The organism is Marinicrinis sediminis (assembly GCF_042685085.1).
GTDB lineage: Bacteria > Bacillota > Bacilli > Paenibacillales > KCTC-33676 > Marinicrinis > Marinicrinis sediminis.
This window is the reverse complement of sequence record NZ_JBHUMM010000043.1, coordinates 684,293-699,133: the sequence shown is the minus strand read 5'-3', so window position 1 is coordinate 699,133 and position 14,841 is coordinate 684,293. Positions and strand designations below refer to the sequence as shown.

The window sequence follows — 14,841 nt, the reverse complement described above, 5'->3', positions numbered from 1 at the left end:
ATGAGCCAGGCAGGCTATTACGTATGTATGAGCTGAATGCAATAAAAAGGGGAATCAATGTGATGAATACTGATCATGATGTGCAACGCATTCAACAGCTGATCCAAACATTTCTGGATGATCAAGAGACAGATGGATCGTGGCGGTACGGGTTTGAAATCGGTGTACACGCCGACGCCTACACGATCATGATGCTTCGCTCACTGCAAATTCGCGATGAAGCCTGGATTCAGGAGCTTGCTCAACGTATTCGAGCCAAGCAGACACCACACGGTACCTGGAACGTATACCCGGACGAGCAGGAGGGCAATTTGGATGCCACGGTAGAAGCTTATTTCGCCCTTCGTTATGCTGGCTATGTCAGTGCCGACGATTCTGGTTTGAAAAAGGCAAGAGCCTTTATCCACGAACAGGGCGGACTTGGACGACTCAACAGCCTGATGACCAAGGTCATGCTCGCTTGCTGTGGTTCATATCACTGGCCGACCTCCTTCCCGCTTCCGGTTGAAGTCATGCTCCTGCCTCCTGGTTCCCCTGCCCATCTCGATGATTTCTCCGGTTATGCGCGCGTTCACCTGGTTCCTGTCATGATTCTTGCTGACAAGCGATTCAAGCTTGTTCACTCGCATACACCCGATCTAACTGAATGGACTCGGACTCCATCTGTCGACAGTCAGAGAGAACGCTCAGCAAGTGCCATCTGGCAAGCGCTACTCTCCTATACTACCCCACTTCGACACTGGCCGAAACCGTTGCATCAGCGAGCCTTGCAAAAGGCAGAGCAGTATATGCTGGACCGCATTGAACCGGATGGCACGCTGTATAGCTATGCCAGTGCCACCTTTTTGATGATCTTTGCGCTGACGTCACTCGGATATCCATCACGGCATCCGGTCATCCAGCGAGCGATTCAGGGGATTCGTTCGCTGCGGTATCCGACAAATGGATCGGTCCATGTCCAGAATTCTACCTCTACCGTATGGAATACCGCCTTGATCAGTGATGTGATGCAAAAATCCGGTGTGCCATCTTCCCATCCCGCTATCCGGCAAGCCGGGCATTATCTGCTTCAGAGACAGCAGACGAAGCTTGCGGACTGGAGTGCAAAAGTGGAACATCCCGTCGCCGGAGGTTGGGGGTTCTCCGATATCAACACCTTGAATCCTGATGTAGATGATACGACAGCAGCGTTGAGAGCCATATCCCGTCTGCGTCCTGATAACCCTTCCATCCGTACCGCTTATGCTCGCGGTGTACAGTGGGTGTTGTCTATGCAGAACAGCGATGGAGGCTGGCCCGCATTTGAACGAAATACGAATCACCCCCTGCTTCCGCTGCTGCCGATCCCCGGTTCCCACTATGCTGCAACCGATCCGTCCACGGCCGACTTAACGGGACGAACGTTGGCATTCCTCGGAGATGAAGGGCTGGCCAAACTGCATCGGCATGAAGTACAGAAAGCGGTTCGCTGGTTGTATCGGGATCAGGAAAAAGAAGGTTGCTGGTTTGGCCGATGGGGTATTAGTTATATTTATGGCACCTGGTGTGCAGTCCGGGGATTGCTAGCAGTTGGTGAAGCTGCCTCACACGAACCCATCCGGCGCAGTCTGGATTGGCTCATGCATATCCAGCTCCCTGACGGAGGCTGGGGTGAATCCTGTCGCAGCGATCTGCAACAGCAGTATGTACCTCTGACGAAGGCGACCATGACCCAGACAGCCTGGGCGATGGATGCCTTAATCGCGGCTTGTGACAAACCGACGGAGGAAATTGAGCGTGGCAAGCGCTACCTGGTCCGTCATCTAGATGAACTGCATCGAGAGACATATCCAACAGGAGCAGGACTACCCGGCACTTTCTACATTCGATATCACGCCTATCCACCTCTATGGACATTGCAGGCGCTGAGTCATTACAAGCAAAAATACGGGTCAGACTAACTCGCATTACAAGATACCTGTGAAATTCATGATTTCATTCAAACGGGCCGACAGGATCGCCAATTGATCTGTGATCAACAAGTATCCGATCACGATCAGAATCGCACCACCTGCCTTCATCATGATACGGGTATAGCGATGGAGTCGTTTCATCGATGTGAAGAAATAGGCAAAGAGGAAAAATGGCACTGAAAAGCCAAGCACATAAACGAGCATATAAATCATCCCGTTAGCCGGATCGACCGCAGCCATTCCGATAATCGTGCCTAGCATCGGGCCAATACAGGGCGTCCATCCGGCTGCGAATCCAAGTCCGAGCAGAAACGAACCGAGGTAACTGCCAGCTGGTCGTGAAGACGACATGGACCTGTGATCTTGCACGAACCATTTCCATTGCAGCACGCCAATCAACATCAGTCCCATGAAAATGAACAGCATGCCGCTTCCAATCCGTATCCATTCCCGGTAAGTGATGAACCAACTCCCAACCAGTGTAGCAGAGAAACCGAGCATGAAATAAATGAGTGAAATGCCCGCGACGAATACAGCCGTATGTGTCATGATTTGCATCCGAACCCGTACGGACTTCTGTTTGTCTGTCATATCCTGATAGGACAGGCCTGTCAGTCTAGACAAGTAAGCGGGATACAAGGGCAGTGTGCACGGAGAGAGAAAGGACACGAGCCCTGCTGCAAATGCAACACCTAACTGCACACTCATTCCAGATTGCCCTCTTGATGATGCGACTGTTCTTCGATCAACTCGTCCAATGCGAGACGCAAGAGCTTCTCCCCCTCTTCTCCTCCAGCTCCTATTTTCTTGTAGGCTATCCTTCCCTGATGATCCAGCATGATGACCGTAGGGGTACTGAGAACTCTAAAATCTTGAGTCACTTCACCTTCCTCATCCAAATATACGGGGAAGGTATACTGATTCTCGTCTATATAGGACTGGACGGTATCCCGGTTATCCAAATGAGTCAGATTAATCGCTGCAACGGCTATTTTGTCCTCATAATCCTTCACAATTTCATTAAAACCGGGCATTTCTTCTCGGCAGTAGTGACACCAGGTGGCCCAAAAATTGATGAACATCGGCTTGTTGACCTGCTGGCTGTCTATACCGTCATCCGATAACCCTTCCAGTTGAAAAGGCGGAACATGGGCTCGTTTCTCTATGGGGATGACAATCGAATCGGGCAGGTTTGCGGCTTGTTCCGGTGATCCGTTGGAAGGCCGGGATTCAGCCGCATGGTTAGCTCCACATGCAGACAGCAGCATCGTCATGAGCAGGACAAGCAGACCTCCTGTTTTTTTATAGGAAACAGTTGCAGGAAGCGAACATTTCATTTCGTGACAACCTCCTCTTTCTTTATTGAAGCCTCGTTCCAGATATGCGGGAAGAACTCGATGCAAATGATGCCAGCCAAAAGTAATGCCATCGTAATGGGGCCATTCGGATAGACATGGGTTTGAAACGTAAATGCGGATGCGCCAATCAGGATGACCCCCGCCCGGTTTACACCTTTCAGATATAAGGCGATCGCCGCAAATAATACAGCGGCCACCCAGGACCAGACGGCTAGCGTGATCAACAACTCTCCCCCTGGCATATCCAGATTGAACAGGGAAAGAAACAACTCGTACATTCGATCATATGCCGGATCATCCACGGTTATAGCGGCATCACGCATGTATTTGATTAGAATACCCGTGGAGATCCCTGCAAGGGTGTCAAACGCGGTGTACGTAATGGCGAAGATCCATAACGCGATCCGGCTGATACACGCGAAGAAGTGATCGACCTCTTTTAACAGCAGCCATATCGAAGTCGCGACCAGTGCAAACAATGGTAATTGGTAAATATGTAGCGTGAGCCACCAGTCTCCCTCTTCGGCATGTGCCAGCATATGATCAAAGTATACATGGGACGGGTGCCATAGCTCCAGCAACCCAAGTGCTGCCGGGGCGCCGAGCAGGATCAACCATCTCCACCATCTGAACCATTTGAAACGAGACGTCATCTGAACCAAGCGAGTCGTCCTCCTTCATCATCATCCATATCTCATTGAGCTTACCAGACCTGCAATTTTTTTTATGTAAGTCAGCTTACATACGTGTGATCAGGATCACAGATACACTGAAGCTGTCAAAATCATGCACAAATAAGGAGGGATTTTCTTTGTCAAACGAAAACGAAAATGCGAAGCGTACTTTTTCAGTCAAATCCGGTATCTTGGCCAGTCTCATCGGTGGGTTGGTGATGGCTCTGCCTATGGGGTTAATGGGTTCCTTATCGGGTGTTGCCTCCCTCATAGGCAGTGAATCCGCTATCGTCGGTTTCCTGGTGCACATGATCATCAGTGTCCTATTCGGAATCGCTTTTGCGCTATTCGCCGGACTCTTTCCATTTCATTCTGCTGTTCTGGGATTGATTTTCGGTGTCCTGGTCTGGGTAGCTGGGCCTTTGTTTCTGATGCCTATGCTGACCGATGGCACAGGTGCCTGCGGCACGGCCGCGTGTGGCATTTCTGAGCGAGGAGCCTGTGGCACAGTGAAGCAGGACGCTTGTGGAACAGCCGGAAAATCAGATGCTTGCGGAACAGTTGACAAGTCAGCATGTGGCGAAGCCCATAAATCAGCATGTGGAACTGCGGACAAAGCTTGCGGAACGGTCGCAGCCAGCAGCAACGCTTGTGGAAATCCATGCAGTGGGGGCAGCAGTGACGCATCCGGCATGCTGGTGAGCCTCGGTATGCATGTACTGTATGGTCTTGTCACCGGTCTATCCTTCAAAATGATCAGCAGCAGAAAAACGGTATAGAATCGTTCTGGTGTTCATCTTCAATGCTAAGGTCCCGTTCTCTTGCTCGTTTTCTATCAGGCAGGAATTTTGCCAGAAATAGCGAATAGAAACAGGAACCGTCATTTTAAATTGGAGGTATGAACATGGTCTTGCAACGCATTAGTTTGTTAACGATTGGGGCACGTGATTTGCCAAAGCTGCGGGCATTTTATCAAAGTCTGGGGTGGGAGGAAACGGAAATCAGTTCAGACAAGTATGCCGCCTTCAAAACGGCGGGCGTCATCCTCTCCCTGTTTCCGATGGAAGAATTGATCAAGGATGCCGGTATGGAACAGGCACAGTGGAAAGAAAGCCAGGATGGATACAGTACGATCACGATGGCGATTAATGTGGATCAACCTGAGCAAGTAGATGAAACCATTGAGGAAATTCGCAAGTTGGGCGGACATATTTTAAGGGAACCGAGCGATGCGTTCTGGGGAGGACGGACGGCATACTTTGCCGATCCTGAAAAAAACTTGTGGGAAATTGCCTATAATCCTGCTTCTGTATTTGATGAAAGAGGGGCCATGCTCTCCTATTAGCCACATCGCCCCATCATGATTGATTTGAATATGCTTTTCATTCGGACACCTGCAAGGAGCTCAGACCACTCTTATGAAGTGCTTGCTTCCTTGGAGGTGTTCGAGGTCATTTCTTGAATCCAGGCCGCTACATCCGTCATTACCTGTGCATCGACCGAATTCACTTGTGTATACTCCTGATTGGTCGGTTTCCCTTCACCTGGCATCATCAGGTGATTCAATTTCGGATATAACTGGAAGGTCCAATTGCGCTTGCTACTGAAAGCCTCGTACCATTGCTGATAATCTTCCATGGTAACCTGGTAATCGCGTTCGCCCTGTAATAGCAGGACAGGCTTTGTAATGGAACTTGCTTTCTCGACGGGATCGTAGGCGATCAGGTCTTGCACATACGTTTTGTACATACCCAATATCTTCTCTGTTGGCGCTAAAGTGTCGATTTCGTCCAATTTCGCTATCTCTTTATTTACAGCTTCGATCTGAGCCTGATCTGTTTCATCCACTTCTCCATCCAATCCCACCAGGTATTCCACTTGCTCCGGAATTAACTCGTGATGACCTCGTGCAGGTCCGGCCATGATAATAAACCCAGCAGCTTCCCTCGAATCTTCTGCAATTCTTGGCATGGCATAACCACCGATACTGTGTCCGAGTACAAAAATTTGATCTGGATCGATACGCTGGACGGATTGCAGTATCTTTACAATCGCCACAGCATCGTCAATGGTTTCCTCGTATAAGGTTCCCTCTATATCTTGTGCAAATACTTCCGGGTACGTATAGTTTCGTTTATCGTACCGATACACCGCAATGCCCTGTTCCGCCAATCCCCATGCGAGGTCCCGAAATGGCTTGTTCGATAATATCGTTTCATCGCGGTCGGTGGCCCCTGAACCATGAACAAGTACGACAACGGGAAATCGATCGCCTTCTATGGGAAGTGTAAGGGTGCCTCCAAGCTCGAATCCATTCACATTGGAAACGAGTTCTTCTTCCATGATGGAGACCGGCATCTCGATCTCTATCCCTTCCTGATACATCGCAAATTGAAGTCCCGCAATTTCTTGACGGTCATTGAAGTAGACATCTACATTCACATTTTCCTTGGATAGCTCAACGGGCACAGCGATGATGGTATAAGTACCCTCACTCTTTCGCCATACTTCAGAAAACCGTACCATCTCTCCCTGATTCGCTTTCAAATCTTCAAACAAAGCCTGATAAATGGTCGCATTTACTTGAGAGGTCATTACCTCATCATGTGCATAGTCCGTATACGCCGTCCCATAGTTTGTTTCGAACAAGTCCCTCACATAGCTCAATGCCGTTTCTTCCAACGTGAGATTGACCTGTTCATGAGATTCATCAGGATCTGTTTCTTGCTGATCACCTTTGTCTATGTTGTCAGGCGTGTTGCTCATCTGATTTTGGTTCTGCTTGGCAGAATGATGATTCGTTTGAGGTTCATTGGCGCAACCCGCCAACAGCATCGTCCCAGCCAATAGCATCATCCCTACGAAGATGATCCAAAGCTTTTTCATCGGCTTCCATCCTTTCTGTTCCGGCGTTTTTTTCTCCGAAGTTATAGGGTAAACAGGATCACTAATATCAGTGCAACGGGCACGAGCAGGATCACATAACTCATAGGCTGAGCAAAGTTAATGGTATAGCCAATTCCAAAACGTTTTTCTACGAAAATCGACGGATCATTTGGATTAAAATAGAGAAGCCCGCCTTTCCAATACGAATCGTCATCTACACGCTCCTGCTTGTTGGCCTGTTCCGTTACGAGTGCCCCTTCTATATCGGAATCGACTTTACCCACTCGGATGGCAAGAACAAGCACTCCCGCTAAAATCAAGAGAAAGAAAGCAATTGGCATGAACACAAGGAATTGATCATGGAACATATTTTCATAGAGAAGATGAAGTTGCAAAAAACTAAACAACATGGTGATCAATACGTTGATGATCATGAGAAACCAGCTGGTATATTTGCGCAACCGCAGCTGTCTTAACCTGGATGAGGTCAAATTGGCTGCGTTGATTTTGATGCCGGATCTTTTAGTGAAAAGATTGATGATCAGGAACATCATTTGAACAGTAAGCAACACCAGCGGCAATCTGATCACGGACATCCAGTTTTTATCCGTAAAGGCATCTGGTTGTCCATCTGCTCCCCAATGAATCGGAATCTGGCCTGGCAACTGGTCATACAACCGAATGGATAACACGACAAGGATGACCGTTACTATACCAGGAATCAAATGGATCCAGGATGGAAGCATCTCATCCTTCACACGCAAGGCTAAATCTGTAACATGAACCTGCTTGACGTCACGAAACCACTCTTCTGCTTTCTTTCGTTTCATCGTCTGATAATGGAAGTAAAAATAGAGAGAAAGGCTTGTCAGCAAAACCGTAAAAATGGCCAACACACCGGAGAGCACAAGCTTCGTTTCATCTGTCCCGTTCTGATTCCAGATGACATAGCCAAGTGTGACGGCAAGGCCCACGACGAAAGTAAGCGCGGCATATTGCTTTTTATAAGATTGAAGTCGAGGGTGTTTCGTTTGCTCATTCGGAACGGTGACACCAAACACCACCGATCTCTTCACTATAAATGGAATGAAAATCTGAACGGCACTGATAAATAAAATCGCCATAAACAACATCGTAAATGCCATGGTTACCCCTCCTTAATTTGATGCATCAAGTCTGTAATTAAGCTGTGCAACTTTTCTTCACTGATGCCTCGTACGAGTGCCTCGGCTACAAGCGGTCGAAATGCTTCGGACATCAGATCCATGCGTGCTTGTGAGACATCTTGGCTGACGATAATGACGGCTCCTTTTTTCGGTACGATTTCAATGATTTCCTTGGAGACAAGTTCATGGTAGCTCTTGTTGACCGTGTGCATGTTCACGCCAAGATCGCCTGCCAGTGCGCGAACCGAGGGCAATGTGTCTCCTCTCGACAAGTCACCTCTGGCAATCGCCACGATAATTTCATTTTGCAGTTGTAGATAAAGGGGTACGCTGGAAGCCGGATCGATTGTAAGCATGGGGATCTCCCTCCTGTCTTTCTATAATTGGGACGGAAAAGAAATGACATAAACTTTGTTCTAGTTATACTATAACAACTGTTCTATTTACACTATAACAAATCTGTTCTACTTTGTATATAACAACTTTATTGCTTTGTTGGGCTTCTCGTGATCATAGATGACGCTATATATGATGAAATCATACTTGATATGATTTCAAATGGATCTCATGAACTGATGTCACGATTAAATTTCCTTATTAAATCTCCTTAGTTAATCTCTTTGATTTAACTCATTAATATTTAATGTCATAAAATAAAAAAACCTCGATGAATCGGCCCCATTGCCAGGGTCGTTCATCGAGGTGTCATCCTCAATCGTAAGTGTGAAGTTCAATAGAAGTGTTATTCTTAAAAGGAAGGATGGCGAAGTATCATGCTTACGCCTTTCGGGAAGTTTGATATTTACGCATGAAGGAAGTATCGATATAGCGCTTCAGCTTCCAGCACCATTTGCTGTGGATGGAAATGCCCTTGTACAGCAACAGCCCTTGTCCCCCGCCTGTAGAGAGGATCGACAAAAAGGACGATTGCGGTTCATAGGAGGTCAGGTTTGATGGTGTCGTCTTTTGTTTCAGACTCTCCATCAGATTAGACCATAAAACAGGTGCTTGCCGTACCGCATATACGCCAGCCTTGGGCATCGATGGCGCAGATGCGAGCGAAATGCAATCGCCTGCCCCAAAGATGTTCGGATACGTGCTGGATTGCAGCTTTTCATTCACAAGCAAGTAACCGCTTCGATCGGTTGGCAGCCCACTCTCACGGAATAGAGAAGGCGCAGCGGGACCTGTGAGCCATAACAACTCATCATATGGGACGGATGTGCCGGATTGCAGGGTCAATCGTTTCTCTTTCACTTCCGATACGGACGTATCCAACATCAGATTCAACCCTTTTTGCCTGGCAATAGCCGCCATGCGATTCGCGATCCGGTTCCCGTAAGATGCCAGCAATTGACCGCCATGAATGAGTGTGACAGGTGGAAGCTGATGTTTTTTGCGATAGGCCTGCAAGCTGAGACTCATCTCGATCCCCGAAGCCCCGCCACCGACCACGACGGTTCGCTTGCTCTGTTGCAGGTTGTCCACGAAATGGGGTAATCGATAGTTGGGTTTGATCAGTGCCGCTTGATCCAGTACGCCAGAAACGTGATGATGGGCAATTCCGGAACCGATATTAACGGACAGCCAATCGTAAGCAATCGCTGAACGTGTCATGAATAACTTGCTTGAATGATTTGAATGACCCGTTTTACTTGTTTGGTCGGATGTATGCGAAGATGAATCCGCATCGACATAAACGAGTTGTTCGTGCGGTTCAATTTGCTTTGCCTTCGCTTCTATAAATGTAACCCCTGCCTGCTCACACATCGCAAGGAGATCTATTCGAATGTCATCGAGGCTGTATATGCCCTCCAGGTAGCCGGAGAACATGCCGGAGTAATATTGATAGCGATCCGCTGATATGAGGGTCACCTCGGTACCTGGCAACACCTGATCCTGCCATTTTTTCAATAGATGTACATGGGCATGCCCGCCTCCGATCAGAACAAGTTGTTGCGGACTCAACGGAACCACCGGATATATCGCTTCATCAGCTTGGGAATAGCACCGGAGAACAGTTTGTTGCGCCAGTATTGATCAGAAGCTCGCTGAACAGCCGCCCCATGTGTCGGATATGGATGGATAACATGCGAGATGTCTCCAATCTTGTGTCCGTGATGCTTGGCAAATACAATCTCTTGCATCCAGTCTCCAGCTTCCTTCCCAACAGCATGAGCGCCCACTATCTTCCCTTTTTTGTCTGTGATCACCTTTACCAGCCCTTCGGTTTCATGATCGGCTATGAAACGATCTACTTCGTCCAGCGTCACTTTGTACACCTGTATGTCTGAGCCGATCTGCTCGCGTGCTTCCTTTTCAGTTAAACCAAGGTGAAACACTTCTGGATCTGTGTAGATGACCCAGGGAACGTGCGTATAATCAACTTTTCTCCGCAGTCCGAACACGGCATTGCTGACGACCACTTTCCCTTCCATTCCCGCAGCATGGGTAAATGGAAATGCCTGAAGCACATCCCCGATCGCATAAATATGAGATCGGTCTGTTTGCAGCGTAGGCTTAACCTGAATATGTCCGCTGTCTGTCGTCTTCACTCCGGTGTGATCCAGTCCGATTCGGTCGGTATTGGGCTTTCTGCCAGTCGCCACGAGGATGTCATCGACGAGGATTTCTTTTGTCTCCCCATCTTGCTCCACGAGGATCATTTTATCTCCGTTCTCTTTCTTCCCAACCTTCTGAACCTTGGTATTCAGCATGATCTTCAGTTCCTTCTCCAGTGCAGATTGTATGAAAGGAACCAGTTCTTCGTCCTCTTTCCCCAATAGCTGAGAGGAAGCTTCTGCTACGGTCACCTCGATGCCAAATCTGGCCATGGCCTGCGCGAGCTCCAGTCCGATGACTCCGGCGCCAATGACAAATAGCCGTTTGGGTTTATAGGTCAGGTCAAAGATCGTTTCATTTGTGATATATCCGGTTTCCTTGAGCCCTTCAATCGGAGGAATAACCGGACGGGAGCCGGTGGAGATGACAATTCGTTTCCCGTAAATGGTCTCCCCGCCCTCGATCATCAGATGGTGATCATCCTGAAAGGAACCCCTTCCAATATAGACATCGACCCCCATATCGCGAAAACGGTCTGCATCATCGTGTTTCTGAATATGAGCAATCGCGGCTTTCACACGCTTTAACGCTTGCAATAAATCTGCTTCACCCGTCACTTCAAGGTCAAAGGCTTCCGCTGATAACCTGGCCTGATGCACTTTTTTGGCTGCATGGATGAGAGCCTTGGAGGGCACACAGCCATAATGCAAGCAGTCTCCTCCTGGCTGCGCGTTTTTCTCGATCAACGCAACTTTGGCGCCCATACTGGCAGCACCAGCCGCTACGGTGAGGCCTCCTGCACCTCCACCCAACACAATCAAGTCATATTGTTTCATTGAATCTCACCTTCCAGTCTTTTACGAAATAATAGCGGAATGATCAACGCCAGCAAAAAGACAGCTGCAGCGATGGCGATTTTGCCGGGATCTCCATCAGCAAAGCTGGAACCCAGAAAATTATAGGCAAAGGTGCCCGGAATAATCCCGAAAAAGGTACCCGTAAGAAAAGCCCGAAAACGAATCTTGGAAACACCTGCAATGTAGCTGATCAGATCGAACGGAAATAGCGGAATGAGGCGAAGCAACAAGACATACAGCAATCCGCGCTTCTCGAGCTGATGCTGGATTTTTGAAAAGCTGCCCTTCCACTCCATTTTCACGAGGCTCTTGCCCATGAAACGGGCCACGAAAAAAGAGACGATGGCACCGGCCGTTGCCCCAATGACCGTCAATACCGTTCCCCATAAGGCACCAAATGCCAGGCCGCCCGCCAGAGACAGCACCGAGGCTGGAAACAAGATCAGTGGCCTTACCGTATACAAGAGAATATATAAAAGGGGTGCGACCCAGCCAAAAGACAAAATCCAGGTTCGGATGTCAGCCGGAGTCAGTTCCAGGTACGATTGATTAAACCATATCATTCCTGCAATCAGTCCCACAACAGCCCCTAGCTTTAACACAATTGACAGTTTTGGTTTCATAGGAACCTCCTGCTATGTTTATCTATTACACCTTTACTCTTGCTGTTGACTCATTCGAACGTATACGGACATTCTTCCAGTCTTGATTTGATCATTCCTGCATAGTTCATTGAGCACCATCGTTACCGTTTCGCGTGTTGAACCGATCATGCTGGCAATCTCCTGATGCGTTAAGGGCATATCGATCTTGGAATACCCTTCATCTCGTACGCCAAATTTTTCGGCCAATGTCTGCAGCAAATGCAAGATTCGTTCACGAACATTCCCTAGCGCCAGTTGTGCCAGCATGGCATCTCGTTCTTTGAGCAGTCGGCTGAGCTCTTTCATAATCCGTACCGTTAAATGGGGCCGATCAATCAAAAACTGTTCAAATTGCTCTTTACCAATGGAACACAGAATCGTCTCATCCATCGTCTCAATAAACGTATCCCTGGTTCCAAGCGAGAAGGAATCAATCTCTCCAAATACATTACCGGAACCGAGTACACTTACAATAAATTGCTTGCCGTCCGGATGAAGCTTATACAGTTTAAGCTTTCCTTCCTTCAGCATATATAGTCCTTCCCGAAAGCTGTCCGGCGATTGAATCAGCTGACCTCTCTGAATGGTGGACATTGGCGTTAATTGCTCAATTTCCTTTAATTCATCCATTGTCAGCGCTTCAAACAGGCTGATCTTGGATAAATACGATAGCTTGTTCATGTTCCCACACCTCCCCTATATGATTCATGTTACACGTTCAAAACAAAGATGCTGCTTACATGACGACCATCCATCTCCCGTCCTGCTCTGCCAGGCGAAAGCTCTTTTTACATGCCGGACAATAGGCCGCATCACCGGGCTTGGCATGTCGGGTCCGTTCGATGATTTCCCCGTGCTGCGGGCAATGCACGAGGGGAATGGCCGGTGCCGAATGAAGAATAATGGATGCGAAGCCGGCTTCCTTCGCGATGCCTACAAAAATATCGGTTAACGCTGGATCAAACTGGGTGCCCCGGTTTTGTTCGATAATGGCAATGGCTTCGTCTGCGGACATTGCTTTGCGATACGGACGATGGCTGGTCAGGGCATCAAACGTGTCGGCCAATGCGATGATGCGAGCTTCAATCGGAATGTGATGACCATGTAGCCTCTCCGGATAGCCCTTCCCATCAAAACGCTCATGATGGGATCGAATGCCATGCATATACGCAGACAGAAAGGTACTGGTCTCAATCAGGTGAACCCCAATCTCAGGATGCTTGCGAATTTCGGCGAACTCTTCCTCGCTCAGTTTGCCATCCTTTTGCAAGATCGCATCGCCTACCCCGATTTTTCCGAGGTCGTGCAGCATTGCACCGGCTTCAATCCAGGCGATTTGCTTTGTGCCCCATCCCAGCTTCTCCGCCATCTGTTTCGCATATTGGGATACTCGCCATACATGCCCGGCGGTATAGGGATCTTTGGCCTCAACGACTTTTACAAGGGTATTCATCAGTTCGAGCTGTCGCGTCATCTCGCGGAGGTCTTCGTCGCCTTCTGCCATTTGATCGTTGTGCGGCCCACTTCTGAACGCATCCTTATTGTCTTCCTTGTCTGTATGCCGCATTTTCCACCAATTGCGCCACCTCTTCATCTGGATCGGCTTCATCTTCTGTTCCTCCTCTTGGCTGTTCGCTACCGCTCACATGTTCATTTCATTTTCACAACGTATGTAATTAATTTGATAGCATCAGCTTACCAAACATAGCGAAACGGTTCTGTAAACTACCTTACATAAAGCAGATTTCAACTGTTGGGCATGGGGACAGGCAACCGAGCTGACATCGCTACGGGCATTCACGAAGATTCGCATAGGAATCCGCTCGGTCTTTCACTGTGGCATTCGCGCAGGCATGCTTGGTTCCGACAACAGAAAAAAGACTTTCCAATATTAGCTTTGGAAAGTCTCATTTAGACACGTCATCGGCATCAGCTTGAAACGGTCTTAGCAGTTAGAGCAATAGATCCAACCAGATTTTGATTGCGGTCGCACTGATTAACAACGCCAGCATCGCTTGTAAAATCCGGGTATTCATTTTCTTTCCGAGTGATGCTCCGATCGGCGCTGCCAACAGGCTTGCTACAATCATAATAAAGGCCGGTACATAATCAATTTGTCCAGTTGCCATTTTGCTGACGGTTGCCCCAATGGATGAAATAAAGGTAATGGCCAAAGAAGAAGCAATCGTCATCCGAGTGGGAATTTTCAGTACGACAAGCATAATTGGGACGAGCAGGAAAGCTCCGGCTGCCCCGACAATTCCCGCACCGACTCCAACGATAAAGGCGAGAATGGCTGCCAGCGGTTTGGAAAATGTCACTTTATCCAGCGGGATGCTTTCATTGCCTTTCTTCGGAACAAACATCAGTAGGGCGGCCATGACGGCAAGCAGTCCATATACAAAATTGATCGTTTCCTCAGACATCGCGTTCGAGCCGAATCCGCCAATCAAGCTACCAAGTAAAATGCTCGTCCCCATATAAAAAATGAGGGAACGGTTTAAATAACCGCCTTTCCGATATGCCCATACGCCACCGATCGTTGCAAAAAATACCTGAATGGCACTGATTCCTGACACTTCATGTGCGGTAAAAGCCGTTAACCCCAGAAGCGGCGGAATGTATAGCAGCATGGGGTACTTGATGATCGAGCCACCAATCCCAAGCATGCCTGAGAGCAAGGAACCAGCAAAACCAATCAGGAAAATCGTTAGGATGAATAAGAAATCCATGCTGTTTCCT

The 14,841-nt window shown here is 48.4% G+C and carries 15 protein-coding genes; 3 read left to right on the top strand and 12 right to left on the bottom strand.

Annotation, left to right across the window (positions count from 1 at the left end):
- Positions 1–62: 62 nt before the first annotated feature.
- The gene (gene shc / locus ACFSUC_RS16995) at positions 63–1,940 is read left to right on the top strand and encodes a squalene--hopene cyclase (RefSeq protein ID WP_379930834.1); all 1,878 of its coding nucleotides are present in this window, start codon (positions 63–65) and stop codon (positions 1,938–1,940) included.
- A gap of 6 nt (positions 1,941–1,946) precedes the next feature.
- Here shc and ACFSUC_RS16990 read toward each other — a convergent pair whose 3' ends face one another.
- From ACFSUC_RS16990 to ACFSUC_RS16980, 3 genes are read right to left on the bottom strand one after another with little or no spacing between them, the layout of a single operon-like run.
- The gene (locus ACFSUC_RS16990) at positions 1,947–2,660 is read right to left on the bottom strand and encodes a cytochrome c biogenesis CcdA family protein (protein WP_379930833.1); all 714 of its coding nucleotides are present in this window, start codon (positions 2,658–2,660) and stop codon (positions 1,947–1,949) included.
- Entirely contained in the window at positions 2,657–3,289 is a 633-nt protein-coding gene (locus ACFSUC_RS16985) for a TlpA family protein disulfide reductase (protein WP_379930832.1), read from the bottom strand. The genes ACFSUC_RS16990 and ACFSUC_RS16985 overlap by 4 nt, the downstream gene beginning before the upstream one ends.
- Positions 3,286–3,972, bottom strand: coding sequence for a hypothetical protein (locus ACFSUC_RS16980; RefSeq protein ID WP_379930831.1), 687 nt, complete (start codon positions 3,970–3,972; stop codon positions 3,286–3,288). The genes ACFSUC_RS16985 and ACFSUC_RS16980 overlap by 4 nt, the downstream gene beginning before the upstream one ends.
- Positions 3,973–4,121: 149 nt before the next feature.
- Between ACFSUC_RS16980 and ACFSUC_RS16975 the strand changes: the two genes are divergently transcribed.
- Together ACFSUC_RS16975 and ACFSUC_RS16970 are read left to right on the top strand one after the other, a co-directional pair.
- Positions 4,122–4,763 carry a hypothetical protein gene (locus ACFSUC_RS16975; protein ID WP_379930830.1) on the top strand — a complete coding sequence of 214 codons (642 nt, stop codon included), beginning with the start codon at positions 4,122–4,124 and terminating at the stop codon, positions 4,761–4,763.
- A 125-nt stretch (positions 4,764–4,888) separates the two neighbouring features.
- Entirely contained in the window at positions 4,889–5,329 is a 441-nt protein-coding gene (locus tag ACFSUC_RS16970) for a VOC family protein (protein WP_379930829.1), read from the top strand.
- 71 nt (positions 5,330–5,400) lie between these two features.
- Here ACFSUC_RS16970 and ACFSUC_RS16965 read toward each other — a convergent pair whose 3' ends face one another.
- The 9 genes from ACFSUC_RS16965 to ACFSUC_RS16925 form a co-directional block, all read right to left on the bottom strand.
- Positions 5,401–6,870, bottom strand: coding sequence for an alpha/beta hydrolase family protein (locus tag ACFSUC_RS16965; protein ID WP_379930828.1), 1,470 nt, complete (start codon positions 6,868–6,870; stop codon positions 5,401–5,403).
- A 41-nt stretch (positions 6,871–6,911) separates the two neighbouring features.
- Entirely contained in the window at positions 6,912–8,015 is a 1,104-nt protein-coding gene (locus ACFSUC_RS16960) for a DUF1648 domain-containing protein (protein WP_379930827.1), read from the bottom strand.
- A 2-nt stretch (positions 8,016–8,017) separates the two neighbouring features.
- A complete protein-coding gene (locus ACFSUC_RS16955) occupies positions 8,018–8,392 on the bottom strand; it encodes a GntR family transcriptional regulator (protein WP_379930826.1) in 375 nt (124 codons plus the stop codon).
- Positions 8,393–8,813: 421 nt separating this feature from the next.
- Positions 8,814–10,004, bottom strand: a complete 1,191-nt coding sequence (locus ACFSUC_RS16950; protein ID WP_379930825.1) for an FAD-dependent oxidoreductase — start codon at positions 10,002–10,004, stop codon at positions 8,814–8,816.
- Complete coding sequence (locus ACFSUC_RS16945; protein WP_379930824.1) at positions 10,001–11,434, bottom strand: dihydrolipoyl dehydrogenase family protein; 1,434 nt, start codon at positions 11,432–11,434, stop codon at positions 10,001–10,003. Before ACFSUC_RS16945 ends, ACFSUC_RS16950 begins: the two co-directional genes overlap by 4 nt.
- Positions 11,431–12,078: a TVP38/TMEM64 family protein gene (locus tag ACFSUC_RS16940; protein WP_379930823.1), complete on the bottom strand. Its 648-nt coding sequence runs from the start codon at positions 12,076–12,078 to the stop codon at positions 11,431–11,433. The genes ACFSUC_RS16945 and ACFSUC_RS16940 overlap by 4 nt, the downstream gene beginning before the upstream one ends.
- A gap of 33 nt (positions 12,079–12,111) precedes the next feature.
- Complete coding sequence (locus ACFSUC_RS16935; RefSeq protein ID WP_379930822.1) at positions 12,112–12,780, bottom strand: Crp/Fnr family transcriptional regulator; 669 nt, start codon at positions 12,778–12,780, stop codon at positions 12,112–12,114.
- Positions 12,781–12,835: 55 nt separating this feature from the next.
- Positions 12,836–13,708, bottom strand: coding sequence for an HD domain-containing phosphohydrolase (locus tag ACFSUC_RS16930; protein WP_379930821.1), 873 nt, complete (start codon positions 13,706–13,708; stop codon positions 12,836–12,838).
- Positions 13,709–14,051: 343 nt separating this feature from the next.
- Positions 14,052–14,831: a sulfite exporter TauE/SafE family protein gene (locus ACFSUC_RS16925; RefSeq protein ID WP_379930820.1), complete on the bottom strand. Its 780-nt coding sequence runs from the start codon at positions 14,829–14,831 to the stop codon at positions 14,052–14,054.
- Positions 14,832–14,841 lie beyond the last annotated feature (10 nt).

What these genes read in the sequence shown, in the direction of transcription:
- shc (WP_379930834.1), top strand. Translation starts at nt 63, where the DNA reads ATGAATACTGATCATGATGTGCAACGCATTCAACAGCTGATCCAAACA.
- ACFSUC_RS16990 (WP_379930833.1), bottom strand. Translation starts at nt 2,660, where the DNA reads ATGAGTGTGCAGTTAGGTGTTGCATTTGCAGCAGGGCTCGTGTCCTTT.
- ACFSUC_RS16985 (WP_379930832.1), bottom strand. Translation starts at nt 3,289, where the DNA reads ATGAAATGTTCGCTTCCTGCAACTGTTTCCTATAAAAAAACAGGAGGT.
- ACFSUC_RS16970 (WP_379930829.1), top strand. Translation starts at nt 4,889, where the DNA reads ATGGTCTTGCAACGCATTAGTTTGTTAACGATTGGGGCACGTGATTTG.
- ACFSUC_RS16965 (WP_379930828.1), bottom strand. Translation starts at nt 6,870, where the DNA reads ATGAAAAAGCTTTGGATCATCTTCGTAGGGATGATGCTATTGGCTGGG.
- ACFSUC_RS16960 (WP_379930827.1), bottom strand. Translation starts at nt 8,015, where the DNA reads ATGGCATTTACGATGTTGTTTATGGCGATTTTATTTATCAGTGCCGTT.
- ACFSUC_RS16955 (WP_379930826.1), bottom strand. Translation starts at nt 8,392, where the DNA reads ATGCTTACAATCGATCCGGCTTCCAGCGTACCCCTTTATCTACAACTG.
- ACFSUC_RS16945 (WP_379930824.1), bottom strand. Translation starts at nt 11,434, where the DNA reads ATGAAACAATATGACTTGATTGTGTTGGGTGGAGGTGCAGGAGGCCTC.
- ACFSUC_RS16940 (WP_379930823.1), bottom strand. Translation starts at nt 12,078, where the DNA reads ATGAAACCAAAACTGTCAATTGTGTTAAAGCTAGGGGCTGTTGTGGGA.
- ACFSUC_RS16935 (WP_379930822.1), bottom strand. Translation starts at nt 12,780, where the DNA reads ATGAACAAGCTATCGTATTTATCCAAGATCAGCCTGTTTGAAGCGCTG.
- ACFSUC_RS16930 (WP_379930821.1), bottom strand. Translation starts at nt 13,708, where the DNA reads ATGAAGCCGATCCAGATGAAGAGGTGGCGCAATTGGTGGAAAATGCGG.
- ACFSUC_RS16925 (WP_379930820.1), bottom strand. Translation starts at nt 14,831, where the DNA reads ATGGATTTCTTATTCATCCTAACGATTTTCCTGATTGGTTTTGCTGGT.